The sequence below is a fragment of the Luteolibacter flavescens genome, assembly GCF_025950085.1.
Taxonomy (GTDB): Bacteria; Verrucomicrobiota; Verrucomicrobiia; order Verrucomicrobiales; family Akkermansiaceae; genus Haloferula; species Haloferula flavescens.
Window position 1 is genome coordinate 13,689 of record NZ_JAPDDS010000002.1, and the last position, 25,212, is coordinate 38,900.

The 25,212-nt window shown below is 61.9% G+C and carries 23 protein-coding genes and 1 riboswitch; of the genes, 13 read left to right on the forward strand and 10 right to left on the reverse strand.

Going from position 1 to position 25,212, the window contains the following annotated elements:
• Positions 1 to 63 precede the first annotated feature (63 nt).
• Positions 64 to 1,434 (forward strand): autotransporter outer membrane beta-barrel domain-containing protein, encoded by a 1,371-nt coding sequence (locus OKA04_RS03605; protein WP_264499761.1) that lies wholly within the window; start codon positions 64 to 66, stop codon positions 1,432 to 1,434.
• A gap of 49 nt (positions 1,435 to 1,483) precedes the next feature.
• Positions 1,484 to 2,713 carry a class I SAM-dependent RNA methyltransferase gene (locus OKA04_RS03610; RefSeq protein ID WP_264499762.1) on the forward strand — a complete coding sequence of 410 codons (1,230 nt, stop codon included), beginning with the start codon at positions 1,484 to 1,486 and terminating at the stop codon, positions 2,711 to 2,713.
• On the opposite strand, the gene OKA04_RS03615 is transcribed toward OKA04_RS03610, so the two are convergent.
• A complete protein-coding gene (locus OKA04_RS03615) occupies positions 2,698 to 4,047 on the reverse strand; it encodes a PQQ-dependent sugar dehydrogenase (protein WP_264499763.1) in 1,350 nt (449 codons plus the stop codon). The genes OKA04_RS03610 and OKA04_RS03615 overlap by 16 nt on opposite strands.
• Positions 4,048 to 4,230: 183 nt before the next feature.
• A riboswitch (guanidine-III (ykkC-III) riboswitch) is annotated at positions 4,231 to 4,297 on the forward strand.
• A 23-nt stretch (positions 4,298 to 4,320) separates the two neighbouring features.
• On the opposite strand from OKA04_RS03615, the gene OKA04_RS03620 reads away from it, so the two are divergent.
• Positions 4,321 to 4,647, forward strand: coding sequence for a DMT family transporter (locus tag OKA04_RS03620; protein WP_264499764.1), 327 nt, complete (start codon positions 4,321 to 4,323; stop codon positions 4,645 to 4,647).
• Positions 4,648 to 4,664: 17 nt separating this feature from the next.
• Here OKA04_RS03620 and OKA04_RS03625 read toward each other — a convergent pair whose 3' ends face one another.
• The 3 genes from OKA04_RS03625 to OKA04_RS03635 all read right to left on the reverse strand — a co-directional run bounded on the left by OKA04_RS03625 (position 4,665) and on the right by OKA04_RS03635 (position 6,559).
• Entirely contained in the window at positions 4,665 to 5,102 is a 438-nt protein-coding gene (locus OKA04_RS03625; RefSeq protein ID WP_264499765.1) for a type II toxin-antitoxin system VapC family toxin, read from the reverse strand.
• Between the two features lie 2 nt (positions 5,103 to 5,104).
• Positions 5,105 to 5,335 carry a type II toxin-antitoxin system Phd/YefM family antitoxin gene (locus OKA04_RS03630; protein WP_264499766.1) on the reverse strand — a complete coding sequence of 77 codons (231 nt, stop codon included), beginning with the start codon at positions 5,333 to 5,335 and terminating at the stop codon, positions 5,105 to 5,107.
• 69 nt (positions 5,336 to 5,404) lie between these two features.
• The gene (locus OKA04_RS03635) at positions 5,405 to 6,559 is read right to left on the reverse strand and encodes a phosphotransferase enzyme family protein (protein ID WP_264499767.1); all 1,155 of its coding nucleotides are present in this window, start codon (positions 6,557 to 6,559) and stop codon (positions 5,405 to 5,407) included.
• Between the two features lie 273 nt (positions 6,560 to 6,832).
• On the opposite strand from OKA04_RS03635, the gene OKA04_RS03640 reads away from it, so the two are divergent.
• Positions 6,833 to 7,423: a methyltransferase domain-containing protein gene (locus OKA04_RS03640; protein ID WP_264499768.1), complete on the forward strand. Its 591-nt coding sequence runs from the start codon at positions 6,833 to 6,835 to the stop codon at positions 7,421 to 7,423.
• A gap of 811 nt (positions 7,424 to 8,234) precedes the next feature.
• Positions 8,235 to 8,789: a hypothetical protein gene (locus OKA04_RS03645; protein WP_264499769.1), complete on the forward strand. Its 555-nt coding sequence runs from the start codon at positions 8,235 to 8,237 to the stop codon at positions 8,787 to 8,789.
• A gap of 372 nt (positions 8,790 to 9,161) precedes the next feature.
• Here the strand turns inward: OKA04_RS03645 and OKA04_RS03650 are convergent, their stop codons facing one another.
• Positions 9,162 to 10,472 carry a glutamate--tRNA ligase gene (locus OKA04_RS03650; RefSeq protein ID WP_264499770.1) on the reverse strand — a complete coding sequence of 437 codons (1,311 nt, stop codon included), beginning with the start codon at positions 10,470 to 10,472 and terminating at the stop codon, positions 9,162 to 9,164.
• Between the two features lie 97 nt (positions 10,473 to 10,569).
• Between OKA04_RS03650 and OKA04_RS03655 the strand changes: the two genes are divergently transcribed.
• The 3 genes from OKA04_RS03655 to OKA04_RS03665 all read left to right on the forward strand — a co-directional run bounded on the left by OKA04_RS03655 (position 10,570) and on the right by OKA04_RS03665 (position 13,239).
• Positions 10,570 to 11,334, forward strand: coding sequence for an ABC transporter ATP-binding protein (locus OKA04_RS03655; RefSeq protein ID WP_264499771.1), 765 nt, complete (start codon positions 10,570 to 10,572; stop codon positions 11,332 to 11,334).
• A 27-nt stretch (positions 11,335 to 11,361) separates the two neighbouring features.
• Positions 11,362 to 12,366, forward strand: coding sequence for an MlaD family protein (locus tag OKA04_RS03660; RefSeq protein WP_264499772.1), 1,005 nt, complete (start codon positions 11,362 to 11,364; stop codon positions 12,364 to 12,366).
• 342 nt (positions 12,367 to 12,708) lie between these two features.
• Positions 12,709 to 13,239 (forward strand): hypothetical protein, encoded by a 531-nt coding sequence (locus tag OKA04_RS03665; RefSeq protein WP_264499773.1) that lies wholly within the window; start codon positions 12,709 to 12,711, stop codon positions 13,237 to 13,239.
• Positions 13,240 to 13,372: 133 nt separating this feature from the next.
• Here the strand turns inward: OKA04_RS03665 and OKA04_RS03670 are convergent, their stop codons facing one another.
• From OKA04_RS03670 to OKA04_RS03685, 4 genes are read right to left on the reverse strand one after another with little or no spacing between them, the layout of a single operon-like run.
• Positions 13,373 to 15,466: a TonB-dependent receptor plug domain-containing protein gene (locus OKA04_RS03670; protein WP_264499774.1), complete on the reverse strand. Its 2,094-nt coding sequence runs from the start codon at positions 15,464 to 15,466 to the stop codon at positions 13,373 to 13,375.
• A gap of 49 nt (positions 15,467 to 15,515) precedes the next feature.
• Positions 15,516 to 15,923 (reverse strand): hypothetical protein, encoded by a 408-nt coding sequence (locus OKA04_RS03675; protein ID WP_264499775.1) that lies wholly within the window; start codon positions 15,921 to 15,923, stop codon positions 15,516 to 15,518.
• Positions 15,924 to 15,945: 22 nt separating this feature from the next.
• Complete coding sequence (locus OKA04_RS03680; RefSeq protein WP_264499776.1) at positions 15,946 to 16,707, reverse strand: S1 family peptidase; 762 nt, start codon at positions 16,705 to 16,707, stop codon at positions 15,946 to 15,948.
• Positions 16,708 to 16,740: 33 nt separating this feature from the next.
• A complete protein-coding gene (locus tag OKA04_RS03685) occupies positions 16,741 to 17,787 on the reverse strand; it encodes an A/G-specific adenine glycosylase (RefSeq protein WP_264499777.1) in 1,047 nt (348 codons plus the stop codon).
• Positions 17,788 to 18,013: 226 nt separating this feature from the next.
• Between OKA04_RS03685 and OKA04_RS03690 the strand changes: the two genes are divergently transcribed.
• The 3 genes from OKA04_RS03690 to OKA04_RS03700 all read left to right on the forward strand — a co-directional run bounded on the left by OKA04_RS03690 (position 18,014) and on the right by OKA04_RS03700 (position 22,701).
• Positions 18,014 to 19,273: a tyrosine-type recombinase/integrase gene (locus OKA04_RS03690; protein ID WP_264499778.1), complete on the forward strand. Its 1,260-nt coding sequence runs from the start codon at positions 18,014 to 18,016 to the stop codon at positions 19,271 to 19,273.
• A gap of 1,407 nt (positions 19,274 to 20,680) precedes the next feature.
• On the forward strand, positions 20,681 to 21,571 hold the full coding sequence (locus OKA04_RS03695; protein ID WP_264499779.1) for a toprim domain-containing protein: 891 nt from the start codon (positions 20,681 to 20,683) through the stop codon (positions 21,569 to 21,571).
• Entirely contained in the window at positions 21,568 to 22,701 is a 1,134-nt protein-coding gene (locus OKA04_RS03700; RefSeq protein WP_264499780.1) for an AAA family ATPase, read from the forward strand. Before OKA04_RS03695 ends, OKA04_RS03700 begins: the two co-directional genes overlap by 4 nt.
• 536 nt (positions 22,702 to 23,237) lie before the next feature.
• Here the strand turns inward: OKA04_RS03700 and OKA04_RS03705 are convergent.
• Positions 23,238 to 23,711, reverse strand: coding sequence for a hypothetical protein (locus OKA04_RS03705; protein ID WP_264499781.1), 474 nt, complete (start codon positions 23,709 to 23,711; stop codon positions 23,238 to 23,240).
• A gap of 561 nt (positions 23,712 to 24,272) precedes the next feature.
• On the opposite strand from OKA04_RS03705, the gene OKA04_RS03710 reads away from it, so the two are divergent.
• Together OKA04_RS03710 and OKA04_RS03715 are read left to right on the forward strand one after the other, a co-directional pair.
• The gene (locus tag OKA04_RS03710) at positions 24,273 to 24,854 is read left to right on the forward strand and encodes a hypothetical protein (protein WP_264499782.1); all 582 of its coding nucleotides are present in this window, start codon (positions 24,273 to 24,275) and stop codon (positions 24,852 to 24,854) included.
• Between the two features lie 81 nt (positions 24,855 to 24,935).
• Positions 24,936 to 25,196 (forward strand): hypothetical protein, encoded by a 261-nt coding sequence (locus OKA04_RS03715; RefSeq protein WP_264499783.1) that lies wholly within the window; start codon positions 24,936 to 24,938, stop codon positions 25,194 to 25,196.
• Positions 25,197 to 25,212: the final 16 nt, after the last annotated feature.

The following is a 25,212-nucleotide window of genomic DNA, read 5'->3' on the forward strand; positions in this document are numbered from 1 at the left end:
CGACACCAAATCGTCACATGAAGGGATGAATAAATGATCGAAGGTCGGGGTCGCAAAGGCCCCATGAAAACCACCTATCACAAAAACCTCATATTCGCCGGACTCGCCTCGCTGGCCTTCATGGCCACCGCAGCAGCCGACGTCACGCTGAAGGGCACGATCGGGAACAACACGATCGACGACACCGTGGTGATCGCGCCGAACACCTCGTGCATCCTCAACGGCACCATCATCAAGGGCAACCTGCTGGTGCGGAAGGGCGCGAAGCTGGTGAGCAATGGCGCTAGCATCGACGGCAACGTCCAGTCCGAGGGAGGCAACCTCATCGAGCTGAATGACAACACCCGCGTGGAAGGCGATGTGCAGGGCAAGGCAACCCGCTCGATCATCGTCCGCAGCGGCACCACCGTCTCCGGCAACGTGCAGCTCCAGGAGGCGAACACCCCGAAGAACGTCCACGCGCTGCTCGTGCAGGGCGCCACCGTCGGCGGCGACGTGCAGGCCGAGAAAAGCAGCGGCCAGCTCAGGGCGCTGGGCAATACCATCGGCGGCAATCTCCAGTTCACCGAAAATCGCACGGGGGACTACGCCATCGACAACAACACCATCGACGGCGACCTGCAGTTCTTCAAGAACCGCGGCCAGGGCGTGATCAGCAACAACCGAGTGAAAGGCAATCTCCAGGGCAAGGAGAACCAGCCTCTGCCACAGGTGGGCAACAACGTCGTGGAAGGCGAAACCGAGATCCAGAGCGTGCCGCTCGGCTCTTCAAATCCGGGCACGCCGGGGAATCCCGGAAACCCCGGCACGCCACCACCTGCCGAGGATGCCAAGGGCAAGGTGGGAGCCATCACCATCGATGACGACTTCACCGTCGCCTCCGGCACCACGCGCACGCTGAAGGGCACCACGGTGAAGGGGAACGTGATCGTTCAATCCGGAGCCACGGTCATCGCCATCGGCGCGAAGATCGACGGCAATGTCCAGGCCTCCGGCGGGGCCGTCATCGACCTGCGCGGCAAGACCCAGGTCAATGGCAGCGTGCAGGGCATCGGCACCAGCGCCATCCTCATCGCGGGGAATGTCCGCGTGAATGGCAACGTGCAGGTCCAGGAAGCCAGCGCGAGCGGCCGCCAGCCCGCCCTCTCCATCCAAGGCTCCACCGTGGGCGGTGACGTGCAGGCCGAGAAGGGCCGCGGCATCCTGAAGGTCAATGGCACCACCGTAGGCGGGAACCTCCAGTTCACCGAAAACGCCGCCGGTCCCTACACGGTGAATGGCAACCGAATCGGCGGCGACCTGCAGTTCTTCAAGAACAACGGCGCGGGCACCATCAATGGCAACCGAGTCGGCGGAAACCTCCAGAGCAAGGAGAACTCGCCCGCCCCGAAGGTGAAGGGCAACAAGGTCGAGGGAAATACCGAGCTGGAGTGAGTCTCACCCCGCGCTTGGCAAACACGCTGCCGACCCGTAACCCCGGGTCGTGCAGCGTCCTCCGAAAAAATTCCACCCCCACCCCTTCGCCTACCATCAGGAGGTCGAGCTGCGCATCGACGCGCTCAGCAACCTGGGAGTGGGCATCGGCCGGATCGATGGCTGGGTGGTCTTCGTCCCCTTTTGCCTGCCGGGCGAGCTGGTGAAGGCGCGGGTCTTCCGCAACGACAAGAACTGCTCGAACGCGGACCTTGTCGAGGTGCTGGAGCCCTCGCCCGATCGGGGCGATCCGAAGTGCTCGCTCTTTGGCACCTGCGGCGGCTGCCAGTACCAGCACCTCTCCTACGAGGCGCAGCTCGCGTGGAAGACGCGCCAGGTGAGCGAGCTGCTCCAGCACATGGCGGGCATCGAGTTCCCGGTGCTGCCGTGCATTCCCTCGCCGCAGGTCTGGAACTACCGCTCGAAGATCACGCCCCACTTCGACCGCCCGAAGGACGGCGTGATCGGCCCCATCGGCTTCATGCCAAATGGCCGCCGCGGCATCATCGACGTGCCGAAGTGCCCGATCGCGATGGAGGAGATCAATGTGGCACTCCCGCGCGAGCGCGAGTCCTCCCGCCAGCGTGCGAAGCAATTCAAGAAGGGCGCCACCCTGCTGCTGCGCGCCACCGAGGGCCGCGTGGAGACAAATCCGAATGCGGTGGTGACCGAGCACGTCGGCGAGCTTTCCTTCGACTTCCTCGCCGGTGAATTCTTCCAGAACAACCCCTTCATCCTGCCCGCCTTCACCGGTCATGCAGCGGAGGAAGCAAAGGCCGGCGGCGAGCGCTTCCTCGTGGATGCCTACTGCGGCTCGGGGCTCTTCGCACTGACGCTGGCGAAGCATTTCGAGAAAGTCGCCGGCGTGGAGGTCAGCGAGGCCGCTGCCGATTGGGCGAAGCGGAATGCCGAGTCGAATGGCATCACGAATGCCACCTTCCTCGGCGCATCAGCCGAGACGATCTTCGCGGACATCGATTTCCCGCCGGACCAGACCGCGGTGCTCATCGACCCGCCGCGGAAGGGCTGCTCGCAGGAATTCCTCGACCAGCTCATCGCCTTCGCCCCGTCGCGGGTCGTTTACGTCTCCTGCGATCCGGCGACGCAGGTGCGGGATCTCGCCATTCTGAAGCAAGGCGGCTTCGAGCTGCAGAAGGTGCAGCCTTTCGACCTCTTCCCGCACACGCGTCACCTCGAGTGCGTGATGACGCTCACGCGCGCCACTCAGCCCCCCTCGTAGCTCACGCGATACACCCGGCCATTCTCTTCCTCGGTGAAGAGCAGGCTGCCGTCCGGATGCATCATCACGTCCACCGGGCGGCCCCAGGTGCGCGGCGTCGACTCATCGGTGAGGAAGCCTTTCACGAAGTCCTCGTAGTGCCCGGTCGGCTTGCCATCCGCGCCGAAGGGCACGAAGACGATCTTGTAGCCGGTGCCTGCATTGCGGTTCCAGCTTCCGCGGAAGGCGACGAAGGCACCGTTGCGATACTTCGCGGGGAACTTGTCGCCGGTGGAGAAGCAGATGCCGAGCGCGGCGGAGTGTGCCTGGAAAAGCAGGTCCGGTGAGATCGTCTTCGCGGCCAGTTCCGGGTTCTCGCTCTTGCCGTCCTTCACGCGGCGCGGGTCGAGGTTCTCCGGCTTGAGATAGGTGTACGGCCAGCCGTAGAAGCCGCCCTCCTGCACGTGCGTCAGGTAGTCCGGCACGAGGTCATCGCCCAGGCGGTCGCGCTCGTTCACCGTGGTGAAAAGCACGCCGGTCTTTGGGTGCAGCGCGAGGCCCACGGGATTGCGCAGGCCGCTGCCATAGACCGTGCGCGCGGAGCCATCGGGCTTCATCCGCAGCACGGTGGCGCGCGGTTCCTTCTCCACGTCCACATTCGACTCCGAGCCGACGGACACGTAGATCCACTCGCCCTTCTCATCGGCGATCACGTTGCGGGTCCAGTGCTGGTTGTAGCCACCGCCGGGCAGCTCGGTGATCTGCTCGCCCTCGCCTTCCAGCCTGATCTGGCCTTTCTTCCACGGATAGCGACGCACCGCATCGGTATTCCCCAGCAGGAAGTAGCCATCCACGAATGCCATGCCAAAGGGGACATTCGTGCCGTTCGACTTGTCGGCGAAGGTGGTGGTGGAGTCGATGCTGCCATCACCATCGGTGTCGCGGAGGATGGAGATCTTTTCCTCGCGGCTCTGAGCCAGCAGCACATCGCCATCCGGCGTGAGCGCGAGCCAGCGGGCCTGCTTCATGTCCGAGGCATAGAGCGTCACCTTGAATCCCTCCGGAGCCATCAGAGTGGCCTCCGCCGGGACGGGATCGATCTTCGGCCGCTTGCTCGGGCTGTCGTCCGGGGTCGGCTGCGGCAGCGCGTCCAGGTCGATCTTGATCTGCTCCGGGGTGAAAGGGACGGCCCTCAATTCCTCCGCCTTCAGGTCTCCCGAGATCCCGATCGCTAGCATCGCCGCGCCGACGAAGACGAAATTGAACATCCGGACCCGCTGGAAGCGACGGGGCGGGGCGGGACGCTGGCGGCGTCTGAGCAGCGAGAGCAGTGCGGAGAAGCGTGGGATCATCATGATGGTTGCCGCGCGTCCTTGCTCGCCTCGTGCCACCACCGGAATGCCCGCTCTTCCAACGTTCTTTCACATGAGTGGAGCAGCGCATCCATGCAGCGTGCGTGGTCCAGATGCATCTTGCGCGGCAGTGGCTCGTAGTACGCCGCATCTGCGCAGGCATTTCTCCCCTTGACCAAAGTTTGCCACGGGGCTTTGGTTCGGCCGCCCGGACGAGACGCGCCGTACCCGGTTAAGGAAAAGACGACGCACCTGAACCCCATTCACGGTGCTTCTATGAACTCCTGGACCCTACTCATCCTTGCCGGACTTTTGGAAATCTGCTGGGCCGTCGGCCTGAAATCGACGCACGGCTTCACCAAGCTCTGGCCCTCCGTCTTCGTCGGCAGCGCCGTCATCGCCAGCTTCGTGCTGCTCTCGCTCGCTATGAAGCAATTGCCCGTCGGCACCGCCTACGCGGTGTGGGTCGGCATCGGTGCCGCCGGAGCCGCCATCGTCGCGGTCTTCATCCACGGCGAAGCGATGACCCCGGCCCGGGCCCTCTTCCTCGGCCTGCTCGTCGTCGCCATCATCGGCCTGAAGATGACTTCGACGGCGCATTGAGGACTCACCCTCGTCGATTAGATGGTTGGCGTTATGACATTCAATCCGGCGTGCAAGGCTAGTTCTCGCTGTCGGGTATCAAAGGTCATGAAACCGGTTGCCGCGACCTGAACGGCGCAGGCCACGTGGAAGATATCCATCGTACGGCAACCGAGTCTTGGCGTCTCTGCGCTCAGAAAACGGAAAGTCTTCATTAGGTCGCTCCTGTGTATTTCCGGAAACAGGTAAAGGCCCCGCCTCTGGCGATCTTGGAACAGGCCGATCTGGACCTCCGCTTGCTCGCAGGTAATTTCTTTCCAGAAAGCTTTCAGACGGAGGGCGTTGATCAACTCCGCCTCTTGGATTTCCCAGATGGGAAGCGGCAGGTCTTGGCTAGCCACCTGTCGCTGAACCGCCTCTGAACCCTTCTCAAGGATGTAGAGCTTCAGCAGGGCGCTCGTGTCCAAATAGAGCATGATTACCAACGGCCTTCTCGATCTGCTTCGATGGTTTCTTCTGCGGAACGCCCCGCTGACGGAACGGCAGTCGCTAGGTGATTTTCCCACGCCAGAATCTGACGAGGCGCAGCAGGAACAATTCTGACGGTCGGGCGACCACGATTGATAACCTCAAAAGTTTCGCCATCCCGCACCTGCGCCTCCACCTCGGCCCAGTGAGCTTTCATTTCGCGAACTGTGATCGTTTTCACCCCTTCATCAAACCATTTGGGACACGCTTCGTCAAACTTGTGGATTTCAAAATGTGAAACATCAAATGTTTACCGCTTCCCGCGCCGCACCTTCCGCACGAATTTCTCCATCGCGTCCTGCTGGCGCTCGATTTCGGCCACGAGTTTGAATTGCGTGCGGCAACGGTCGAGGTTGTGACCCTCGCGGTGGATCTTGAAGTAGCCGTCGCCCTCAAGGAAATCGGTGAGGAAACGCATCCCGGTCTCGAAGGTGATGAGCTTGCCGCTGAAGGCGAGGTGCTCGACCTCGGCGTCATTCAGGAAATCATCCGCCGCGTCGAGATAGCCATCCACCAGCGCCTCGAACATCGGCATCTGCATCACCACCTTGGAAAGATCCTGCTCATCCTCCGCCGCCGGACTGGTGGCGGTGCGGACCAGATCCCCGAAGTCGTAGAGCGAGGCGCCGGGCATCACGGTGTCGAGGTCGATGACGCACACCGCCTCGTCCGTGTCGGCATCGATCATCACGTTGTTGATCTTCGTGTCGTTGTGGGTGATGCGCGTGGGGATCGCGTGCGTGGCGAGCAGGTCGATGATGACGCTCACGTCCTTCTCCCGCTGCATCACGAAGTCCAGCTCCGCACCCACGGAGCCGGCACGACCGTGCGGATCGGCATCGGCCACGCGCATCAGCCGCTCGAAGCGCTTCCGTGTGTGGTGGAAGTCCGGGATCGTCTCCTCGATCTCGCTCGCCGGCAGGTCGCTCACCAGGTCCTGGAACGAGCCGAAGGCACGCGCCGCTTGGTAGGCCTGGCGCGTATTCTCGATGATGTCGTAGGTGACGCAGCCCTCGATGGAATTGTAACAGCGCCAGATGCCGCCATTCGGACCCACGACCCACGAGCGCCCGCCGCGGCCGGGGTAGAGGCTGAGCGTCTGGCCGCCGAGGTCCTTCTTCACGCGCAGCACCTTCCAGTTGATGTGGCGGGTCACGCACTCCACGTTCCGCATCACCGCCAGCGGCTCCTTGAAGACCTTCTCATTGATGCGCTGCAGGATGTAGCGATGCCGCGCGCCGGATGCGGTCTCGAAGGTCGCCCGATAGGTCGAGTTGATATGACCGCTCTCGATCTCCTCGCCGACGATGAACTCTCCTTCGATGGCAAATTGATTGGAAATGCGGGCGATCGATTCTTGCAGGGCGGGATCGACAGGGTGGACGGGCGATGTGCTTGGGACCATGAGGCGCAGGATTCAGGGAGGAAAGGGAGGGTTGTAACGCCGGATCGGCCCGGATTCAAACTGGAATTCTCGCCGAGGTTTGGAGGCCTCGCGCGATCCTCCCGGCCACCGATGATCCGCGCGATACATTTCCCAGCCAGCAAATGAGAAATAAATGAGATAACAAAATCGCTCGTCCCGCGGATGAGACCGGAGTGCTCTTCAAGCTGCGGAAGGGAAAGCCTTGCAGCGATGGATGGGTCGGCGCATTGCTGCGCGCGCGTGAGTCCTGCCGTGCCATTCAGCTACCCGGGGATCGCCGCGGATGTCCGCCGCCTCGGCGATCTGCTGGCGCTGGGCCTGCGCGCGGCCGAGTGGCAACCACCCGACAAGGCGGCGGTGCTGAACCTGGCCTGCGGGCGGGCGGACGAAACGGGCGTACTGCTGGATGCCGTCGCTCCCCGCGCCACCGACCTCTTTTACCTCGGCATCGACCTGCGGCCACCCGAGATCGCCGAGGCGAAGGCGCGCTGGATTCCGAATGCTCCGCCGGGCTGGCAGCTCGATTTCCGCCCGGGCGACGCGTCGCGGACGGACCGGATGAAGCAATTGCCACCCTTCGATTTCATCTTCATCCGCCACCAGAACTACTGGCACGACGCCGCGGTGTGGGAGGTGCTTTTCCGCAACGCGCTCGACGGCCTGAAGCCGGGTGGCCTGTTGGCAATCACCTCCTACTTCGACCGTGAACACGAACTGGCGATGGCCTGCCTGGCCCAATGTGGCGGGCGGAAGATCCTCGACCTGCGGAATCCCGACACCCGCCTGCTTGAGGACGCACCGGGGAAATCCGTGGACCGCCGGCTGGCCATCTTCGCAAAGTAGCTGCCCGAAGCAGCATCTCAAAGCAACGAAGCGACCACGCAAAGTAGCGGGGCGACTGCGTCGCTCCGGCGGGGTGCGGCCCGCCTACGAAATCAAAGCGGCGATCTCCGGAGAGACCCCGCACAGCCGGAAGCGCGCAACGCTTCCGCTACTCTGGCGGTAGCGGGGCGACTGCGTCGTTCCGGCGGGGTACGGTCCGCCTACGAAATCTAAGCGGCGATCTCCGGGGAGACTCCGCCCAGCAGGAAGCGCGCAGCGCTTCCGCTACGTGCCAGGGAAACCATTCGACGCTCTCCGTCGTGAATGATTGGCTCGCTTGGCTGTCGTCTTCCCGTCACACCTATCATCGAGAGGCGTCCTCATATCCTCCTCCCCGCCCATCGCCGCTATTCGTGGCCTTCGATTTTCCATGAAGAAACGCACTGCCATTTTTCTCTTCGGTGGAGTGCTATGCGGCATCGCCAGCTATGTTGCGTGGTGCTTCCGGGCATTCTACCTGCCCCCACGACTGGAGTTTAACGGGAATCCATCACCCGAAGCACGGAGAGCGGTAGAGAGGTGGCGGTGGAGCCGAAGTTGCCCCCGCGAACTCGAGTTTTCCTGGGAGAGCGCTTGGTGGAGCCTGCAGCACCCTTGGAAGACATCCACAGGCCAGCCCTTGCAGGCAAGGGAGGAGCCGGATTTCGGCCTGTCAACGTGGATTGGCCTTGGCCCTCCCCACGCCCCATCCGGCGAGCGTTGGTGGACTTTCTCAAAGACAGCAGGAGCCTGGGATGCCTCTACCGTGATGGAGCGCGCGACGGCGAACCACATGAATCATGAAGACAGCATCTATACCCATGCAGCCGTGGCCACGCGAATCGGATTCATGGGGGACCAAGGGGCCTCCCTTGAGATCCTATCCTTGGGTGGCCCGAGTCCTCTCGGCAAGATCTTGCAACAAACGGAGCTTTATCCGGACGGTCAGCCGCCACTCTTCAGTATCTTCCGGCATCGCGAGATTCTCGGTAGCATGGTCGTGACGGATACCAACGATCGACAGCACCTGCTCGATGCACTCGCTCGCGCCATTCGCGAGGGAGATGAGACAAGGTATCCTGTGGGCTGGAGCATCGATGCGGAGTATGGAATCACTCTCACCATCGGAAATAAGCGCGCGGAGTATCTCATCAACTTCCGCGATGGCGATTGTGTCGCCTCTGACCCTGGACTCAGTGAAGTCCCTGATTATGTGAGCACCTATTTTGGGTCCCAGCCGATTTACCGCGACGGCATTGTTACCTTTCTCAACATCAATCCCCTCCGTGAGAAGGCCTTCATCGGGATTCTCGATAAGAGCGCCTACCGGCGGACTTCAACTGAGTGACGCCATGGCCTCCGGGGTAATTCGGGAAGCGGAGTTTTCAAAGAGCGGAGCGACTGCGTCGCTCCGGCGGAGTGCGGGCCGCCCACAAAAATCAAAGCGGCGATCTGCGGAAAGCCCCGCACAGCCGGAAGCGCCCAACGCTTCCGCTACTCTTGGCGGTAGCGGAGCGACTGCGTCGCTCCGGCGGGGTGCGGGCCGCCATAGGCCATAACAATGCCTACACACCCGGATCGCCGGGAGCCTGGATATTACTCCTGCTCGCCGCAGCCAGCATGGGCACGGGAGCGTGGCTCCTTTCCTCGCTCGTCGTGAAGTGGTGGGCACAGCGGAAGCACCCGCGGCCCACACCTCACGCCAAACGTTAGCCTACCTTTAAAGCTCCGCGGAGAATGCCTTCAGGCGCTCCACGCACTTCTCCCGGCCCAGCAGGCCGAGGATGTCGCCGAGATCCGGGCCGCCGGACTTGCCGCTGAGGGCGACACGCACGGGGAACATGAGCTGGCCGGGCTTCGCACCCGCGGCCTTCGCCGTCTCACCGATCTGGTGCTTCGCGGCGTCGATGGTCCACTCAGGGATCGCGGCGAAGTCATTCGCCAGCGCGGCGAGCAGGTCCTTCGCGGCGGCATTGCCACGGACCTTCTCCACCGCTTCCGCGTCGAGGTCGAAGGCATCGGCAAGCAGGAAGCCGATGGCAGCCGGAACTTCGGAAAGCAGGCGCACCTTCTCCCGCACCACCGCGGCGACTGCCGGGTAGCGGTCGTCGACCGGCAGGCCGGCGTCCGCGACGAAGGACTTCGCTTCTTCAGCAAATGCCTCCGGCGACAGCTTCAGCAAGTGCTGCTGGTTCAGCCAGGTGCACTTCTCCGCGTCAAAGCGTGCCGGGGCGCGGTTCACGGCTTCCAGCGAGAAGCGGGCGACGAGTTCCTCGAGCGTGAAGATTTCCTCATCGCTCTTCGACGACCAGCCGAGCAGGGCGATGAAATTGATCACGCCGGGAGCGATGTAGCCCTGCCGCGGGTAGTCGCCGACGGCGGCACCCACGTCACGCTTCGACATCTTCGACCCGTCCGCATTCAGGATGAGCGGGATGTGCCCGTACTGCGGGGCCTCCGCACCGAGCGCTTCGAAGAGCTGCAGGTGCTTCGGCGTGTTCATCAGGTGGTCCTCGCCGCGGATCACGTGGGTGATCTTCATTTCGAGGTCGTCCACCACATTGACGAAGTGGAAGACGTAAGAGCCGTCCGAGCGGCGGACGACCATGTCCGGCGTATTCGACTCGTCGCGATAGTCGATGGTCACCTCGCCGCAGACGAGGTCATGCATGGTGATGGGCTTGCGCTCGAAGCGGAAGCGCCACGCGCCCTCCTCCTCGTAGACGCGGCCCTTTTCGCGCAGCACCTCGAACCACTTGTCGTAGATCGCCGTGCGCTCGCTCTGGTTGTAGGGGCCGTAGTCACCGCCCTTCCCCTCGCCCTCGTCCCAGTCCAGGCCGAGCCACTGCATGCCGGAGAAGATCGCATCGCGGGCAGGCTGGGTGTTCCGCGCCTCGTCGGTGTCTTCCACGCGCAGGACGAAGGTGCCGCCATGCTTGCGGGCAAAGAGGTAGTTGAACAAAGCGGTGCGGGCGCCGCCGACGTGGAGGTAGCCGGTGGGCGATGGGGCGAAGCGCGTGCGGACGGACATGGGACGCGCACTCTAGGCGGCGGAACGCGGGAGTCGAGTGGGGTTTCGAGCCGCCGTGCTTGCCACCGGCCGCCGGGATTTCCGATGCTCCGCGCCGATGGCCGATCCTTTCATCCGCGTCCGCGGGCTCGAACAAAAATTCGGCACCCAGCACGTCCTCCGCGGCGTGGACCTGGATATCATCCGCGGCGAGACCCTCGTCATCCTCGGCGGCTCCGGCGGGGGGAAGTCCGTGCTGCTGAAGCACCTGCCCGGACTGCTGCGCCCGTGGCGCGGGACCGTGGAGATCGAAGGGGACGACATCTCCGGGCTGGATGAGCGCCAGCTCGCCCCCTACCGGCGGAAGGTGGGCATCATGTTCCAGGGCGGCGCGCTCTTTGACTCGATGAGTGTGGGTGAAAACGTCGCCTTCCCCCTGCTGGAGGCGGGGGAAAGGAAGGGCGTGCGCGAGCGGGTGGCGGAGGCGCTGGAAATCGTCCGCCTGCCTGGCCAGGAGAAGAAAATGCCGTCCGAGCTCTCCGGCGGCATGCGGAAGCGCGTGGCGCTCGCCCGCGCCGTGGTGGACCGCCCCGCCTGCGTGCTCTACGACGAGCCGCACGCCGGGCTCGACCCCGTCACGGCCGACTCCATCGACCACCTGATCAAGAACCTCCAGACCGGCCATGGTATGACGAATGTGGTGGTGACCCACGAGATGCGCAGCGTCTTCCACATCGCGGACCGCGTCGTCTTCCTCCAGGAGGGACGCATCCACTGGATCGGTGGGCCGGACGAGCTGCGGGCCACGCAGGACCCCCTGCTGCGGAATTTCATCGATGGAAACTCCGGGGAGCCTTGGCCCGGATCGACCTTGCGCGCGTGACCCGGTCCGTGGATGCTATCTCCACACATGGGAGAATCGTCCAGGAAGACGGAACTCTGGGTCGGGCTGTTTGTCTTCATCGGCCTCACCCTGCTCGGCGCGCTGGTCGTCCAGTTCGGCCGCTTCGGCGACCGGCTGCACGGGAAGTATCAGGTGATGGTCGTCTTTGACGATGCCTCCGGCCTCATCAAGGGCTCGGAGATCCGCATGGGCGGTGCCCGCATCGGCAAGGTGGAGGAGCACCCCGAGCTGAACTCCGACGTGAAGGTGCAGGTGGTGATGAGCATCAACGAGGCGATCCACATCCCGGAGAAGTCGATGATCCAGATCGCCTCCGCCACCCTGCTCGGGGACAAGATGATCGTCATCACCCCGCCTCCCTCGCGGGAATCCACCGGCCGCTACATCGAGCCCGGCTCCGTGGTGCGCGGCGGCGGTCCCTCCGGCCTGGACGCCATCCAGAACAATGCCGAGTCGATCAGCCGCGACGCCCGCATCCTGATGGAGGACGCCGGCGTGACCTTCAAGAAGGTGGACGCCGCGGTGGACGACATCCGCGCCGTGACCTCCCGGCTCGTCGCCACGCTCGACAAAGTGAACGACTCGATCCTCTCCGAGCAAAATCTCAAGAGCATCGACGGCACGCTCGCGAACTTCGAAAAGGCGACCGCCGAACTCGCACCCACCGTGGCCGAGGCACGCAGCGCCATCGCCGCCTTTGAAAAGGCATCCGCCAGCGCGCAGGGCACCTTTGCCAATGCCGACCGCCGGATCGACGAGCTGAAGCCCGCACTGGAAGAAGTGCCGAAGGCCGTGGCCTCGCTCTCCCGCGCTGCCGACAAGGCAGGCCAAGCCATCGACCGCGCCGAGCAAGGCGACGGCCTGCTGGGCACCCTGGCCTACGACCGCGATGTCTCCGACGACGCGAAGGTCTTCATCCGCAACCTCCGCCAGCAAGGCATCCTCCGCTACCGCGACAAGGAAACGCCCCAGGACGACCCGCGGAACCGTTTCCGGGGGAGACGGCGGTGATACATCCCCTCACGTAGCGGAACGACTTCGTCGTTCCGGCAGGGTGCGGTCCGCCATCCCCAGCAAACCTCCGCTACGAAGACTGTAGCTGGGCCATCTTGGCCCAGTCCGGTGAGAGGGCGTCCCGCCCTCTCCTATAGAGCCGGGGCGAGACGCCCCGGCAACGGACTGGAGCGAAACGCTCCAGCTACAGAGCTGGCAACGAATGCCGGGAACCGCGCCAAACACTTCTCACGGCAGTGCGGACCAAAGATATCCCCACGCCACGCAGAAGCGTGCGGCCCATCCGCTAAAACCAATCCGCCACGTGACAGCAGCCTTCCCGCTGCTACTTTCCCGCTCATGAAAGCCCTCGCCGCTCTCGCCGCTCTTGTCATGGCCTCTTGCAGCACTGCCACCTGTTGGAAAGGCGGGATCCCGATGCGCGACACGGAGATGCACGCGCAGTGGGGCGCGGAGGTGGACATCAACAAGTCCGCCAGCAGCGTGAAGATCTACCGCGGCCTCGCCCACCCGGTGGCGGACAAGTCCCGCTACGAGAGCCAGGTGAAGAAGGGCGGCTGGGTGGAATTCGAAGGCTTCAAGTTCCACTCCGAGCCCGCCTCCTTCCCCGATGGCACGGCGGACAAGGTGCTGGCGATCTACAAGCGCTCCGCCTCCCACGAGGCGCTGGCGACGAAGACGACCTGCGCCGGCTTCCACCCGGACTACGCGCTGGTCTGGACGAAGGGCGGGAAGCGCCGCGTGCTCCAGATCTGCTACGGCTGCCACGAGTGGAAATACTTCGGCCCCGGCGGCGACGTCCACACGGACATCGAGGACAAGACCTACTTCGGCGAGATGATGAAGGTGCTGCCGAAGCCGAGGAAGTGAGGCCGACCCAAGATGGGGGCCAGTCTGACCGAGGGGACTCTGCGCACCGGCATGAAAAAGGACCGCGGGATGCCTCCCGCGGCCCTTCCTTTACCGAATTACCACTAACGCTTGGGGGGGAACAAAAAAGGAATCACCACATCACCTTCGCACCCAGGATGGCATTGAAGCCGGGCTCGTTCTGTCCCGAGCCATGGTTGCGGTAGTCCTCGTCCGTGATGTTTTCGAGACCGGCGGTCAGCTCCAGATTCTGCGTGGCCAGCCAGCCGGCGTGCAGCATGCAGGTGACGTAGGAGGGAGTGCCGAGGGAAGGGATGCGCTGGTTGTCCGCGCGGTCCGAGGCGGTCAGGCGATCCTCCTCGGATGCGGCGAGCACGCGGCCCTCCACCCAGAATTTCTCCGATGAGTGCGTCCAGCGCAGCGCCAGCGACCCGGTGAGGGGCAGCAGGCGGGAGCCCGGCTCATCGACCAGCGGCCCGCCGAGGAAGGCGCTCGTCTCCGTGCGGCCATCCTGCCATGCGGCGAAGCCGGACAACGTCCACTGCGGGTGGAAGCGCCACGCGCCCTCCAGCTCCACGCCATAGACGTAGCCATCCCGGCCATTCGTCGCGACGGTGGTCGCATTGCCCGCGGTGATCGGCACGCCGACGATGAGGTCATCGATGTCGGTGTAGAAGACGGAGAAATTCAACGAGGTATTGTCCGTCGTGTGGCGCGTGCCGATCTCGTAGGTCAGGTATTCCTCAGGCTCCACATCGACCGATCCGGTGGCCGCCACGCCGGAGCGCGCGGTCAGGTTGCCGGAGAGATCATCCAGATTCGGCGCGCGGAAGGCCTGCGAAACCCCTCCGTAGATATTCCAGCAGGGATTGATGCGATACAGCGCGCGGATGGAGCCGACCACGTGATCCCAATCGTGCTGCGAGCCATACACGTCCGTCGCCGCGGCGGTGTCGTAGTAGCGGCCCAGCTCGGCCTCGGCGTACGTGTAGCGTGCCCCGGCGGTCAGTTCGAAGGCATCCGTGGGCCGCCAGACATACTGCGCGAAGGCACCGAAGAGATCGTAGGAAGAGTCATCGGCGATCGGGCGGAAGGTGCGATCATACAGCAGCGGATTCGCACCGCGCTTCCGGTAGCCCTCGGACTCCACCGTATCCTGATAGTAGTCGAGGCCGTAAACCAGCGAGCCATCCCCCAGCGGAGACTCGAAGGAAACGTCCACGCCCACGGTATCCACCTCGGCGATCTGGTAGCGGCGGTCGGTGACGGAGCGGTACTGCGCCTCCGAGTCGCGCGTGGTCTGGTAGGAGACCGTGGCATTCCAGCGCTTGATGAAGGCGGTATCGTCATTCTCCTGCTCCACGCGCACGTAAGTCAGCGAGCGCTCCTGATCATAGGTGCGCGCCAGCCAGGTGCCGGGCTGGATGACGTGGCCGGAGTGCTGCCAGCCGGGATTGAAGACCGTGGAGTGCCAGCGCGAGACGGAGTCCTGGTTCACCTGCTGGTGCACCACGGTGAGCGTGGTCTGCTCGTTCAGCGCGTAGTCGAAGCGGAAATCCAGATCCTGCTCCGGGTAGCCGGTATTCCGCATCAGGCCCACGGCCGAGTCGCGGATATCGCCGTAGTCCTTTGCCGAAATGCCGAACATCACGCCATACTTCCCGCCGACGCCGAAGGAGCTCTCGATGCGGCCGATGTGCGAGTCGTCTCCATTGCTACGATACTCGTAGTAGGCCGCGCCGTGGGTGAAGAAGGCGCCTTCCGTCTCGTCCTGGAAGCGGGACGACTTCGTGAAGACATTCGCGGTGCCGCCGATGGCGTCCGAGCCGAAGAGCACGGAGCCCTGGCTCTTCACCAGCTCCACGTGATCGATGGAGTGGGGATCGATGGTGTTCCAATACTGGACCGGGCCGCTGCGCCACGCCGAGTTGTTGACGCGGACGCCGTCGATCATCAGCAGGTTTTGCCTGCCGGTGAAGCCGCGGACGTAGGGTGAGCCATGGCCGTTCGCGGTCTTCTGGACCAGGACGCCGGGCGTGTACTGGAGCGCCTCCGGGAGGGTCCGGCGCTTGTTCTGCTCGATGTATTTCCCCGTGATCTCTTCGACCGTGTAGGGAGTGTCACTGCGCTGCGTCTCCAGACGCGACGCGGTGGTGACGAGGGGGTCCAGTAAATCCTGCCCGTGGAGAGCCAACGGCAGGGCTGTGAGGAGGTAATATGGTCGCATGCGAAGGCACGAACGCCCCGCTGAGGACTATCTTAGAGAAATCTTTGTCTTACTCCCCGCTCTCCCTCTTGAGGTTGCGCAGGACCTTCGTCTCCCGCTCCGTCATCTGGTAGGGACCGGCGAAGTCAATGGTGCTGCCGGTCGCGCGATGGGTCCGGCAGGCAAAGGCCCGACGGGTATCGAGATAGTAAAGGATCAGATACTGCCGGTCATCGCTGGAGGTCTCGGCGATGAAATCCGGCATGCCCCGGGATTCCAGGAAGACCCCGAGGTCCGGGTGCGCCGCGGATTGATACACCAGACGGCGGTGGCCGAGGGTCTCCGGCGCATTCCTCACCAGCATGATGCGATCCTGCGCCGCCTTCTCGGTCCAGCCCGCATTCCACCCGGCATTCCACGTCTGCGTCATGGGGACGCAGGAGGTGAAGGCGAGGGCGGCGAGGAGGGCGGACTTCATGGAGAGGGACTACGGAGGAGGATCAGGGCGAATTTCGGCGGCGATCTGCTTCGATCACGCGTTGTAGAGATCGCACGTTCGGACGGTTCGCCTCGGATTCAATGAAAAATGCAGTCTCGAGCGGCACCAAAAACTCCACCGCGGAATTCACGCCGACGAGCTGGCCGCGGGCATCGATCACCGCGCCGCCGCTGTCCCCCGGCTCCAGCGGGATATCGTGCTTGAAGCGGGCGGCATTCCCCCGACCCGGCGGGATGGAGGTGACCAGCTTTCCCGGATCGCTGCGGAAGCCGGTGGCGATCCCGGAGTGGATCACCGGCGTGCCTGCCGGGACCCATTGGTTCGGCGGGGTCCAGTCGTAATGATTCGGCGTGGCGACCGGGATGTGAAGCAGCGCGAGATCCGTCGAGGCGGAGCGCCAGATGATGCGGGCCTTCGTCGCCTGCAGGCCGCTCTGCTGGCCGTGGATGATGAAGATATTCCGCCCGGCCGAGCGCGCGAGGACGTGGTCCGCGGTGATGAAATATCCATCCGGCGAGATCGGCACCGCGGAGCCGCCGTCGGCATCGTCCGGCCCCTGGCCCTGCGTGAAGCGGCTCTCCACCCACGGGGCGAGCTCATCCTTCGACGATATGACCACCGCCGTCAGCCGGGATGCGGCCATCCGGCGCACCGCCTTGCCGGGCGGGGTGGCGTCGGGGGGCGGGACTTCCGGGACGGCGGTGCACGCCGGAAAAATCAATGCCACGAGGGCGATCTGGAACAGGCGGGCAAGCGATGGCATCCGGCCCCAATGAAGCAAAAGATCCGCTATCTCTCACGCGATTTCTTCCGTCTCGCCGAGAACTGCAATCAATGCAGCCCTATCTGCCGGTGGAATCACGAGATCCGCCCAGCGATCCAGCGCGATCCACTCCTCGCCCTCCGACGTCCCGGATGCCGGGTGGCCCTCCGGGCAATCGTGGACATAGAGCGTCACCCGGTAGCGGGTGATGCCGTATTTCCGCCGGTGGAGGACAGGGAGTGCGGCGATCTCGCCTTTTTCCCTGACGGGGAGCCGCCACATGCCCTCGCGGCGACCGCCACGGCCTTGGCGGGAAAGCAGGACCGCCCCCTCCCGCCGGATGAAAGCGGCATGTTCGTCGATTTCCTCGATCGCCTGCTTCTTCGCCTTCACCGGCAGCGCGGCAGGCTCGCGCGTGGAACAACAGGTGGCCACCGGGCAGGACAGGCAATCCGGCACGCCCGGCCGACAATGCGTCTGCCCGAGCTCCATCAGCGCGGAATTGAAGACCCGGGGATGCTCGCGATCGAGCAACGTGGCAGCCGTTTCCCACAGCCACTTCTGCATCGGCGTGGTGTCGATGGGATCGGCACGGTCAAAGAGCCGGGCGAGCACCCGCGCGACATTCCCGTCCACGATCGGTGCAGGCCGGTCAAAGGCGAACGACATCACCGCACCCGCCGTGTAGCGGCCGATGCCTGGCAGCGCGAGCAGCGCATCAAGGTCCGCCGGAAAGGAACCGCCGTGCCGCTCCAGCACCGCCCTCGCCGACTCCCGCAGCATCCGCGCGCGACGGTAGTAGCCCAGCCCCTCCCAGGTCTTCAGCAGGATATCGTCCTCCGCTGGGGCCAGCGTGGCGACATCCGGGAAGCGCTCCAGAAAGCGCGTGTAAAAGCCGCGCCCCAGCACCGTCGCGATCTGGGTCTGCTGCAGCATCACCTCCGACACCAGCACCGCATACGGATCGCTGGTCCGCCGCCACGGGTAGTCCTTCCCATTCCGGCCAAACCACTCCCGCAACGCCACACGGAACCCCGCGGGATCATCGGTCGGGACTTGGCGGGCGACAGGCTTCAGCACGCGCCAAGAATGTCCGGAAATCCTCCCTCCGCCACCCCGCAAAACACGCGGCGCGAAACTTTGGAAAGAAGTGGTCGGGCTGCCGGGATTCGAACCCATGATCCGATGGAGACCCTTGCAACCAAGCTAAAATCAGCATGTTCTGACTCCCCCTAACCAATAAAAGCTTGTAGATCCGGCAAAATTAGGCCACAGCCTAGGGCACAGTTTTTGACCCCTCCGAGCTATGGCCAGCATCTACAAACGACCCGGCAGCGATGTCTATCAGTGCCAGTTTTATGTTTCCCAGCCGGAAGGCGGGTTGAAAAAGATCAGAAAGAGCACCGGCAAGACCAACCGGAAGGAAGCCATGCAGGTGGCGGTGGAACTGGAGAGGACCGGCCAAGGTGCCATCAAGGCAGGGAGCGATGAAGGGCAGCGCGCCAAGGGAATTTTGGCCGAGGCCGTGTCGGAAGTCGAGCGGGGCACCTTCAATGCTGCTGCCGCTCGGAAATACGTCGCCCGGCTCTTGGCCGTGGCCACTGGTGAGGAAATGCCAGAGTTCAGCGTGGAAGGCTGGTGCCAAGAGTGGCTCAGACGGAAGGCTAGAGACAGCAGCAAGGGCACGATGGCCCGCTACAAGACGTCGATTGAATCCTTCCTCCTCCACCTTGGCGCGCGGAAGGTTAAGCCTCTTGAAAGTGTCACGATGGCCAACGTGCGCGCATGGCGGGAGACCTTGCAGGACGGCGGAAGGGCTGGAAAGACTGTGAACAAATACGCGAAAGACGTCGGATCAGCTTTCCGGGCCGCAATTCGGGAAGGACTGATTACGTCGAATCCTTGCTCCGCGTTGGAAGCTGTTTCCACCGAGGACAGCTTGGACCGTAAACCTTTTACCATTGGAGAGGTGGTTTCCCTCATGACTGCCGCCCCCTCCACAGAGTGGAGAGGGCTGATTCTGGCTGCGGCTTTCACCGGCCTGCGTCTGGGGGACGCCTCCCGCCTCTCATGGTCCAGCATCGACCTTGCGTCCAAGACCATCACGCTGGTTCCCAGCAAGACCAAGAAGAAGAAGCGGGAAGTCACTATCCCGATTCAACCGGACCTTCTGAACTTCCTTGAATCGCTGGAGATTGACGACGATTCCCCTGCCGCACCGGTTTTCCCAAAGCTTGCCATGATTGCGGACGCAGGCGGAAGCGGGCTCTCGAAGGCTTTTGAAAAGATCATGAAGAAGGCGAACGTCGACAGAGGACGGGCGTCACGGGAAACGGGTGAGGATGCAAAGGACGTTGGGGCCGGTCGTGTGATCTTCGAAAGGGGGTTTCACAGTTTGCGCCATACGTTCACTACATGGCTCCGCACTGCTGGTGTGGCTGAAGAAGACCGTATGGCACTGACCGGGCACAGCACCCGTGGCAGCCATGCAATCTATTCGCACGCGGACGCTGAAGTGCTTCACAAGGCGATTGCAAAACTTCCCTCACTCACCGAATCGAAGTGATGAATGGCGACCTTCCCTCTGCGCTACAGTTGGCAACGATTGCAGCCGCCACAGAGCGAACCCTTCCCACAAACGACCGGCTGCGGGAGGCTTTCACCCTCTGGCGGGAGGCGGACGCTTTTCTGAAACTGGAGCAGCTAAAGATAGATGCTGCAAAGCATCGCTCACATCGGGAGATCCAACAATGCAACGCGGAGAATGCCAAACGAAGGGCAGAGGCCGAAGAGCACGACAAAGACCCTTTTGGGCTTAGAAAGCTGGCACGTTCAGGCGCTCTCACCGCCGATAGGTTTCTCAAAGCTGTTTTGCCGTCCGTCATGTCTCTGGGTGAGCAATTCGAGAGAGATCCTAAGAATCCGCGAGGACCGCTAGTTTCGAGAGAACGCACGATGAGGTGGAGAACCGGACAGCGTGCGGTCGCACTGCGAGGGTTCCTTTGCGGAGATCAAACAGACTACAGCCGGAGCACTTCCGAACACACGGTTTTCGTTCCCCGGTTTCCTGATGGGACGGAATTACTTCGCGCCTTTTCTGATGGCGGCTTACCGGTAGATCAGGCGATTGAATTCGCTGATGAGTTTCGGTCGTTCGCCACGGCATCAAGGGAGCTAGACCGCGACGCGGGCAGGCGAAAAGGCGGACAGGCAACGAAGGAGAAGCACGCGGCGACAAAGCGGGCTAGAGATCCCAAGCGGAAGCCCACGAAATGGGAGCGCACAACGAAGAGCCGGAAAAGAAAATAGGGTGTTAGAGCCTTTTGCCCTTGCTCTTGCATTTTGTTGGATTCCCCCGAAGGAGCCGCCTTTAGCTGCGGCCCGCGCCATCGCGTCGAGCGTTTAGCTGCGGTCCCTTCACTCCCGACTTGTTGGCAGCCCTCCGCGTCGAGGGCCGTTTCTGCATTTAGCTCTCCCCTTGAGGGAGTAGTGCCGCCGTCAGCCTCTCGATGCCACTTTGCGAGTGTGGAAGCATGGCAACGCAAACGAATACAGCGCCCTCCGAATGCCCGGAGTGGATCAGGGAAAAGCATGTAACCAAACTATTCGGCATCGGTAGGCAAACCCTCCGCAAACTCCGTGAGCGACGCCGAATCGAGGCCGTCTCGCTCCAAGAGGAAGACGAGAAACGCGGAATTGTTCTCTACAACGTCGAGAGCATCCGAGCCTACATCGCGCAGCGGGTCGCAGTTCAAACCGTTCGTGCTCCCAAAGATCCCAAATGAGGAGCGCCATGAAACGAAGCACCCCGCCCAGCGGGTGCCGGACGGGGCAAGTCTTCACGTCGAGACCGAAGTCTGCCACAAGCCCAGCACCGCAACAAGCCGACGTTTTCGCAGAAGCGAGAGCGGCGTTTACAGTCCCGGACATTTGGACAGCTCTAGGGTTCTCCGGAGAAGCAAAGCGACACGGCATGATGCTTTCGCCGTTTCGCGATGAGCGCACCCCTTCCCTTTCCATTTTCGACAATGGCACGAGTTGGAAAGACTGGGGCACCGGAGAGGGTGGGGATGTGGTCGAGTTTGTCCGGTTGTCCCTTGGCGGCTATCGCGAGGCCCGCGAATGGTTTGCAGAGCGACTCGGGACCGACCTATGCCACCACGGCGGCGTAAAGGCTCATAGCAGGCTCGCCAAGGCCCCTTTGTCCCCTCCCCGGCGCATTGAGTGGCCTGCGGAGCTTGTGACGGGCACAGAGGCCACTTGGGAGGCTTTCGCGCGGCAACGGGGCTATTCTCCATCGAGTGTGTCCGTTGCTGTGAAAGCCGGGCTCTTGCGCTTTATTAGAGTCGACGGGCGGGCGTGTTTTGTCGTCACCGATGCCACACGACGAAACGGCGAGATGCGTCGCTGTGATCGCTCAATGTTTAACGGCTACCCGGGATGCAAGCCGACCAAGGCTTTCCGGTTAAAAGGTGTCTCGAAGGCATGGCCGGTCGGTTGCGACCTACTGAGAGGACAGCCCCAAGCAACCAGTGTGTTGCTTTGCGAAGGAGCTACCGACCTGCTAACGGCGTTCGATCTTTACTGCAAATACAAGCGGGCTGGTGGCAGCACTTCATGGGTGCCGCTAGGTATTTTGGGTGCGGGTTGCAAACAGCTCTCACTTGATGCCGCCGACATCATTCGGACTCGTCGCGTGCGGATAGTCTTTGATTCCGACAAGGCCGGTAATGGTGGTGCGGCGCACTGGCGCAACATGCTGTTACCGCTCGGTTGCACGGTGCAAACAGTCAACAGCTTGCCAGCCGGACGCGATCTAACCGACGTGGCCGGACAGATCAAACCGGAGGGCCTTTTCGCGTGATCGGACAAGTTCCAACAACGTCGGAAATAGAGATCGAGATGGATACCGTCGACCCTCCGCCAGAAGCGCGGGGCCTAGCGTTCTTCGCAGTCGATCATACTAACACCATCGGACTTTCTTTGGATGAGATCGAGGCCCTACGCCCGCCGGTCATCATTGACGGGTTTCTTCGCCATGGTGAGGTGATGCTACTCGGAGCGGAATCCAAGAGCCGCAAGTCGTGGTTGGCTCAAGATGCCGGTTTCGCCGTCGCGGCTGGCCAACCATGGCTTACCGATCCGGACGGCTGCGGTGGATTCACTACAGTGAAAGGAAGGGTGCATGTCATCGACCTAGAGCTTGATCGCTCCGAGATTCGATTTCGATTCGCCAAGGCACGCGGCAATCGTCTCCCCGGGGACGTGGAGGCACAGCATGAAGTCACTGAAGCTTTCCGCTCCTACTGTTTTGAGGGGCTTAACGCGGCCCACATTCTCCCGAAGCTGGAGGAGATGAAAGGCACCGTGCAACCCGGCGACCTTGTTGTAATAGACTGCTTTTACCGGCTTGTCGCGGACGGCAACGAAACCAACGAAGTGGCCAAGATGCTGGAAACGATCAAGCGATTCGCCAGCGAGACACGAACGGGGGTGATCGTTGTGGATCACTTTCGGAAGGCTGGTGACGAAAGGGCCAGGAACCGCTTTGCAGGTTCATTCGTGAAGCAGGCGAGCGCCAATACGCTGGTTGCAATCGAGGTGGCTAAGGATGGCTCGCTTGCCCTCAACATTGACGCCCGCACGTTCCATGGATGCCCGGTGGTTCATGCTAGGTTTTCACTGGAGACCTACTCTTTCGAGGCCATTCCGGATGCGGAGATCGCGGCCAGCAGGACGGACAGGAAGAAGGCAGAGCAAACCCACCAGATCGTGGCGGCTTGGCAGGGTATCGGGGCGGCTGGGACCACCACTGCGAGCGATGCTAAAGTCCGCTGGGGAATCACCCGGCAGGCTGCAACCTCGCGGATGAATGCCTTCCTCACGGCGGGTTTCGTGGAAAAAGTGGAAACACCCGGCAACAAGGCTGACCAGTGGAAACTGACTCTCGCAGGCCGCGTGCTCTATGCAGAGGCAGCCCAGCTTGCGACATGACTTGCACCACCGCCTCAAAACCCTTGGAGCTACAGGGAAAGTGAGGTGCAAGCGTGCTTTCACCTCTGCTTTCAACTCCATTGCCCGACGTGTGAGTGCGGGGGGCGACTCATCGCCCCCGCTTTCACCGGATGGTAGGAGCAAGCTGCAAGCGCAAGTCTCCTCTTTAGGTTGCACCTCTTCCACCTTGCACCTCTCCGAAGTTGCCTCCGGATGGATGCTCAGAAAACCGGTCGCAGTGGCCCACCCGCCCCCAACAACACGCGCGCGCGCGAGGGAGTTGCTTTTACCGCATTTCCGACCGTCCTCACCAGAGCTTGGGACGGATGGTTCCATCCCATCATTACCGCCATCCTAGCAGGGGAATGGATTAGACGAGACGTAGGCATTATTTCAGATCTGATTGTGTCCCACCATGTGTCCTAATCGCTGGCATTTGCCTTGAGGGTGCCCCCGGGGGGGCGGTTCGATTCACGGAGAATGGAATACACCTGACCCTTCAGAGAGCCCGGCAAAAATCTCACAACGGGGCGAGATTATCGCAAGCCCTCGATGAACAGGAGGGCCAAGGCAAAGAATGCTATGCCGCAGGCTACTTGGATGATCGCCTTCACAAGGGGATACCGCCACTGGATCGGCTGAACCTCTGTTCCCGATTTACGCCGCATCTTCCGAAATTGAAATTCCAATCCGCCCGCGAAGGCTAGAGGTGCGGCGGGAGGAAATGCCAAGCCAACTAATACGGTGAATGCGCCCGCTATCAATGAGTTGAAAAACAATTCACTTAGAAGCACGACTCGGGGATTTCTGGGCTCACCGCTCTGCGCGATCAAAGCCTCTATCGCTCTATACTGAGGCTGGAGGTAAGACCAAACGAGATTCCCGAATGCCATTAGGAATGCGATGCAACCCATGATCGAGAATATGCCTCCAACAACTTCAAACGCCGTCCACAATGCCAGCAAAGGAAAAGGTCTCATGTTCTTCTCAAGGCCTTCCACCCGGCTCATTCCGGGTGGACGGGGAGTTGAGAAGCTGCCACGAGACAGCCGCAACGGCCTTTGGTCGCCCCATCGGGAGACTTGGACATGCGCCGCCGCCTCCCCGGCCATTTGGCCAGTTTGGCGGCATTGTTGCGGTCAATGCCGACCGCTCGTGGTCAGGGTTCTCACGCCCTCGTCCGCTGTAACGGACGCCTAGGGATTGCCGAAATTCAGCCTGAGAAGCAAGAGATTCGAAAGAAACGTAGGAACATTCCGAATACCCTGAAACGGCGCAAACACCTTGCGGCTTAATGCGCTCTATAAATATTTATGTCCTCAGAAACCCTTAAAATTGCACAATTTTTGCAAATGTGATGATCGCCTGCACTTGCCCAAAAAATTCTAAATAGAAAATCACTCGACCCTTAGTCCCCTCTGATTTACCGTCGGCGCATAGATGCCAGCCAAAACCGAGAGTCACCGTCGAGTTTCGGAGAGCATGCGTTCAGCGAGAGCGCAAGCTTCCTCCCAGAGGATGTCGCGTGCCGGATTTTTGGCCCAGACCCCTTTGGAGGTTCGAGCCAGTGCTTGGAGCAGCCCAAAGGATGGCGGCTGGAAGTTGAAAAACAGCAGCGAAAAGCGGTAGCTGATTCGGGAATTCTTCCTGCTGTCGGTTATTTCGACAGAGTTGACGCTAGAGGAACTGAGCATCGGGTTCGGTTTCGTGGGCGGACAGTGGAAAAGCACCAGCATTCCAGTGGTTGGATTGCCACGATCACGGACACTGGCAAGATCGGATTGGCTTACGCGTTGCCTACAGAATACCTAAGGAGGCTGGATTTGCAGAATAAGCTGTTTGGAGACGATCTCCACGTCATCGGGAAAACCTCTGGCAGTCGGTTTGCAACCAGTCAGCCAACTCTGAAGGGAGGAGAGCCTACGTCCGCTGAAATCAGAGACGTGTTGACGGCTGCGGGCTGGGAACGGGTTGCAATGGATCAGCAAGAACTTCCACCCCCACTAATGGGTTCCGCTTGGTGGCACAGGGGGGAAGACGTCGTCCTTCTAGATGCGCGAAAGCCCAATTTCAAGAAGACCGATTTCGGAGTGTTGCCCATTGATCTGATCCTTACCGATCTAACTCCTGAGATGAGAAAAATACTCTGCTAGTCGTCGCTTGTGCGCGGGTTTTTAGCGTTCAAGTGACGGACGTTGGAAGTGCTTGATTCTTACCTTCCAACCGACGCCGAATTGGATACGTTGCACGTGATGATCCGATTTGAAGTAAATGGCAAAAAGGTTGGTTCGGAAGGTTTAGTTGACGCGTGGAAAGAGGCAGCTCGCAAAGGCATTGAAGAAAACATGGAAGCTAGGCTCCGCAGTGCCTTGACGCCGGAAGAATACTCAAAGCTCACTTGGAGCATCGAAGGGGAGAATTTGGATGAACTGACTCTGAATCTCTCAGGTCCTGATGAGATAGTCTCGAAAGCTGAAGAGGCAGTGAAGGACTGAGAGAGTAAAAGCTTCT

What these genes read in the sequence shown, in the direction of transcription:
- OKA04_RS03670 (WP_264499774.1), bottom strand. Translation starts at nt 15,466, where the DNA reads ATGCGACCATATTACCTCCTCACAGCCCTGCCGTTGGCTCTCCACGGG.
- OKA04_RS03625 (WP_264499765.1), bottom strand. Translation starts at nt 5,102, where the DNA reads ATGCTCTATTTGGACACGAGCGCCCTGCTGAAGCTCTACATCCTTGAG.
- OKA04_RS03620 (WP_264499764.1), top strand. Translation starts at nt 4,321, where the DNA reads ATGAACTCCTGGACCCTACTCATCCTTGCCGGACTTTTGGAAATCTGC.
- OKA04_RS03680 (WP_264499776.1), bottom strand. Translation starts at nt 16,707, where the DNA reads ATGCCATCGCTTGCCCGCCTGTTCCAGATCGCCCTCGTGGCATTGATT.
- OKA04_RS03660 (WP_264499772.1), top strand. Translation starts at nt 11,362, where the DNA reads ATGGGAGAATCGTCCAGGAAGACGGAACTCTGGGTCGGGCTGTTTGTC.
- OKA04_RS03650 (WP_264499770.1), bottom strand. Translation starts at nt 10,472, where the DNA reads ATGTCCGTCCGCACGCGCTTCGCCCCATCGCCCACCGGCTACCTCCAC.
- OKA04_RS03615 (WP_264499763.1), bottom strand. Translation starts at nt 4,047, where the DNA reads ATGATGATCCCACGCTTCTCCGCACTGCTCTCGCTGCTCAGACGCCGC.
- OKA04_RS03655 (WP_264499771.1), top strand. Translation starts at nt 10,570, where the DNA reads ATGGCCGATCCTTTCATCCGCGTCCGCGGGCTCGAACAAAAATTCGGC.
- OKA04_RS03605 (WP_264499761.1), top strand. Translation starts at nt 64, where the DNA reads ATGAAAACCACCTATCACAAAAACCTCATATTCGCCGGACTCGCCTCG.
- OKA04_RS03635 (WP_264499767.1), bottom strand. Translation starts at nt 6,559, where the DNA reads ATGGTCCCAAGCACATCGCCCGTCCACCCTGTCGATCCCGCCCTGCAA.
- OKA04_RS03665 (WP_264499773.1), top strand. Translation starts at nt 12,709, where the DNA reads ATGAAAGCCCTCGCCGCTCTCGCCGCTCTTGTCATGGCCTCTTGCAGC.
- OKA04_RS03645 (WP_264499769.1), top strand. Translation starts at nt 8,235, where the DNA reads ATGAATCATGAAGACAGCATCTATACCCATGCAGCCGTGGCCACGCGA.
- OKA04_RS03695 (WP_264499779.1), top strand. Translation starts at nt 20,681, where the DNA reads ATGATGCTTTCGCCGTTTCGCGATGAGCGCACCCCTTCCCTTTCCATT.
- OKA04_RS03690 (WP_264499778.1), top strand. Translation starts at nt 18,014, where the DNA reads ATGGCCAGCATCTACAAACGACCCGGCAGCGATGTCTATCAGTGCCAG.
- OKA04_RS03675 (WP_264499775.1), bottom strand. Translation starts at nt 15,923, where the DNA reads ATGAAGTCCGCCCTCCTCGCCGCCCTCGCCTTCACCTCCTGCGTCCCC.
- OKA04_RS03705 (WP_264499781.1), bottom strand. Translation starts at nt 23,711, where the DNA reads ATGAGCCGGGTGGAAGGCCTTGAGAAGAACATGAGACCTTTTCCTTTG.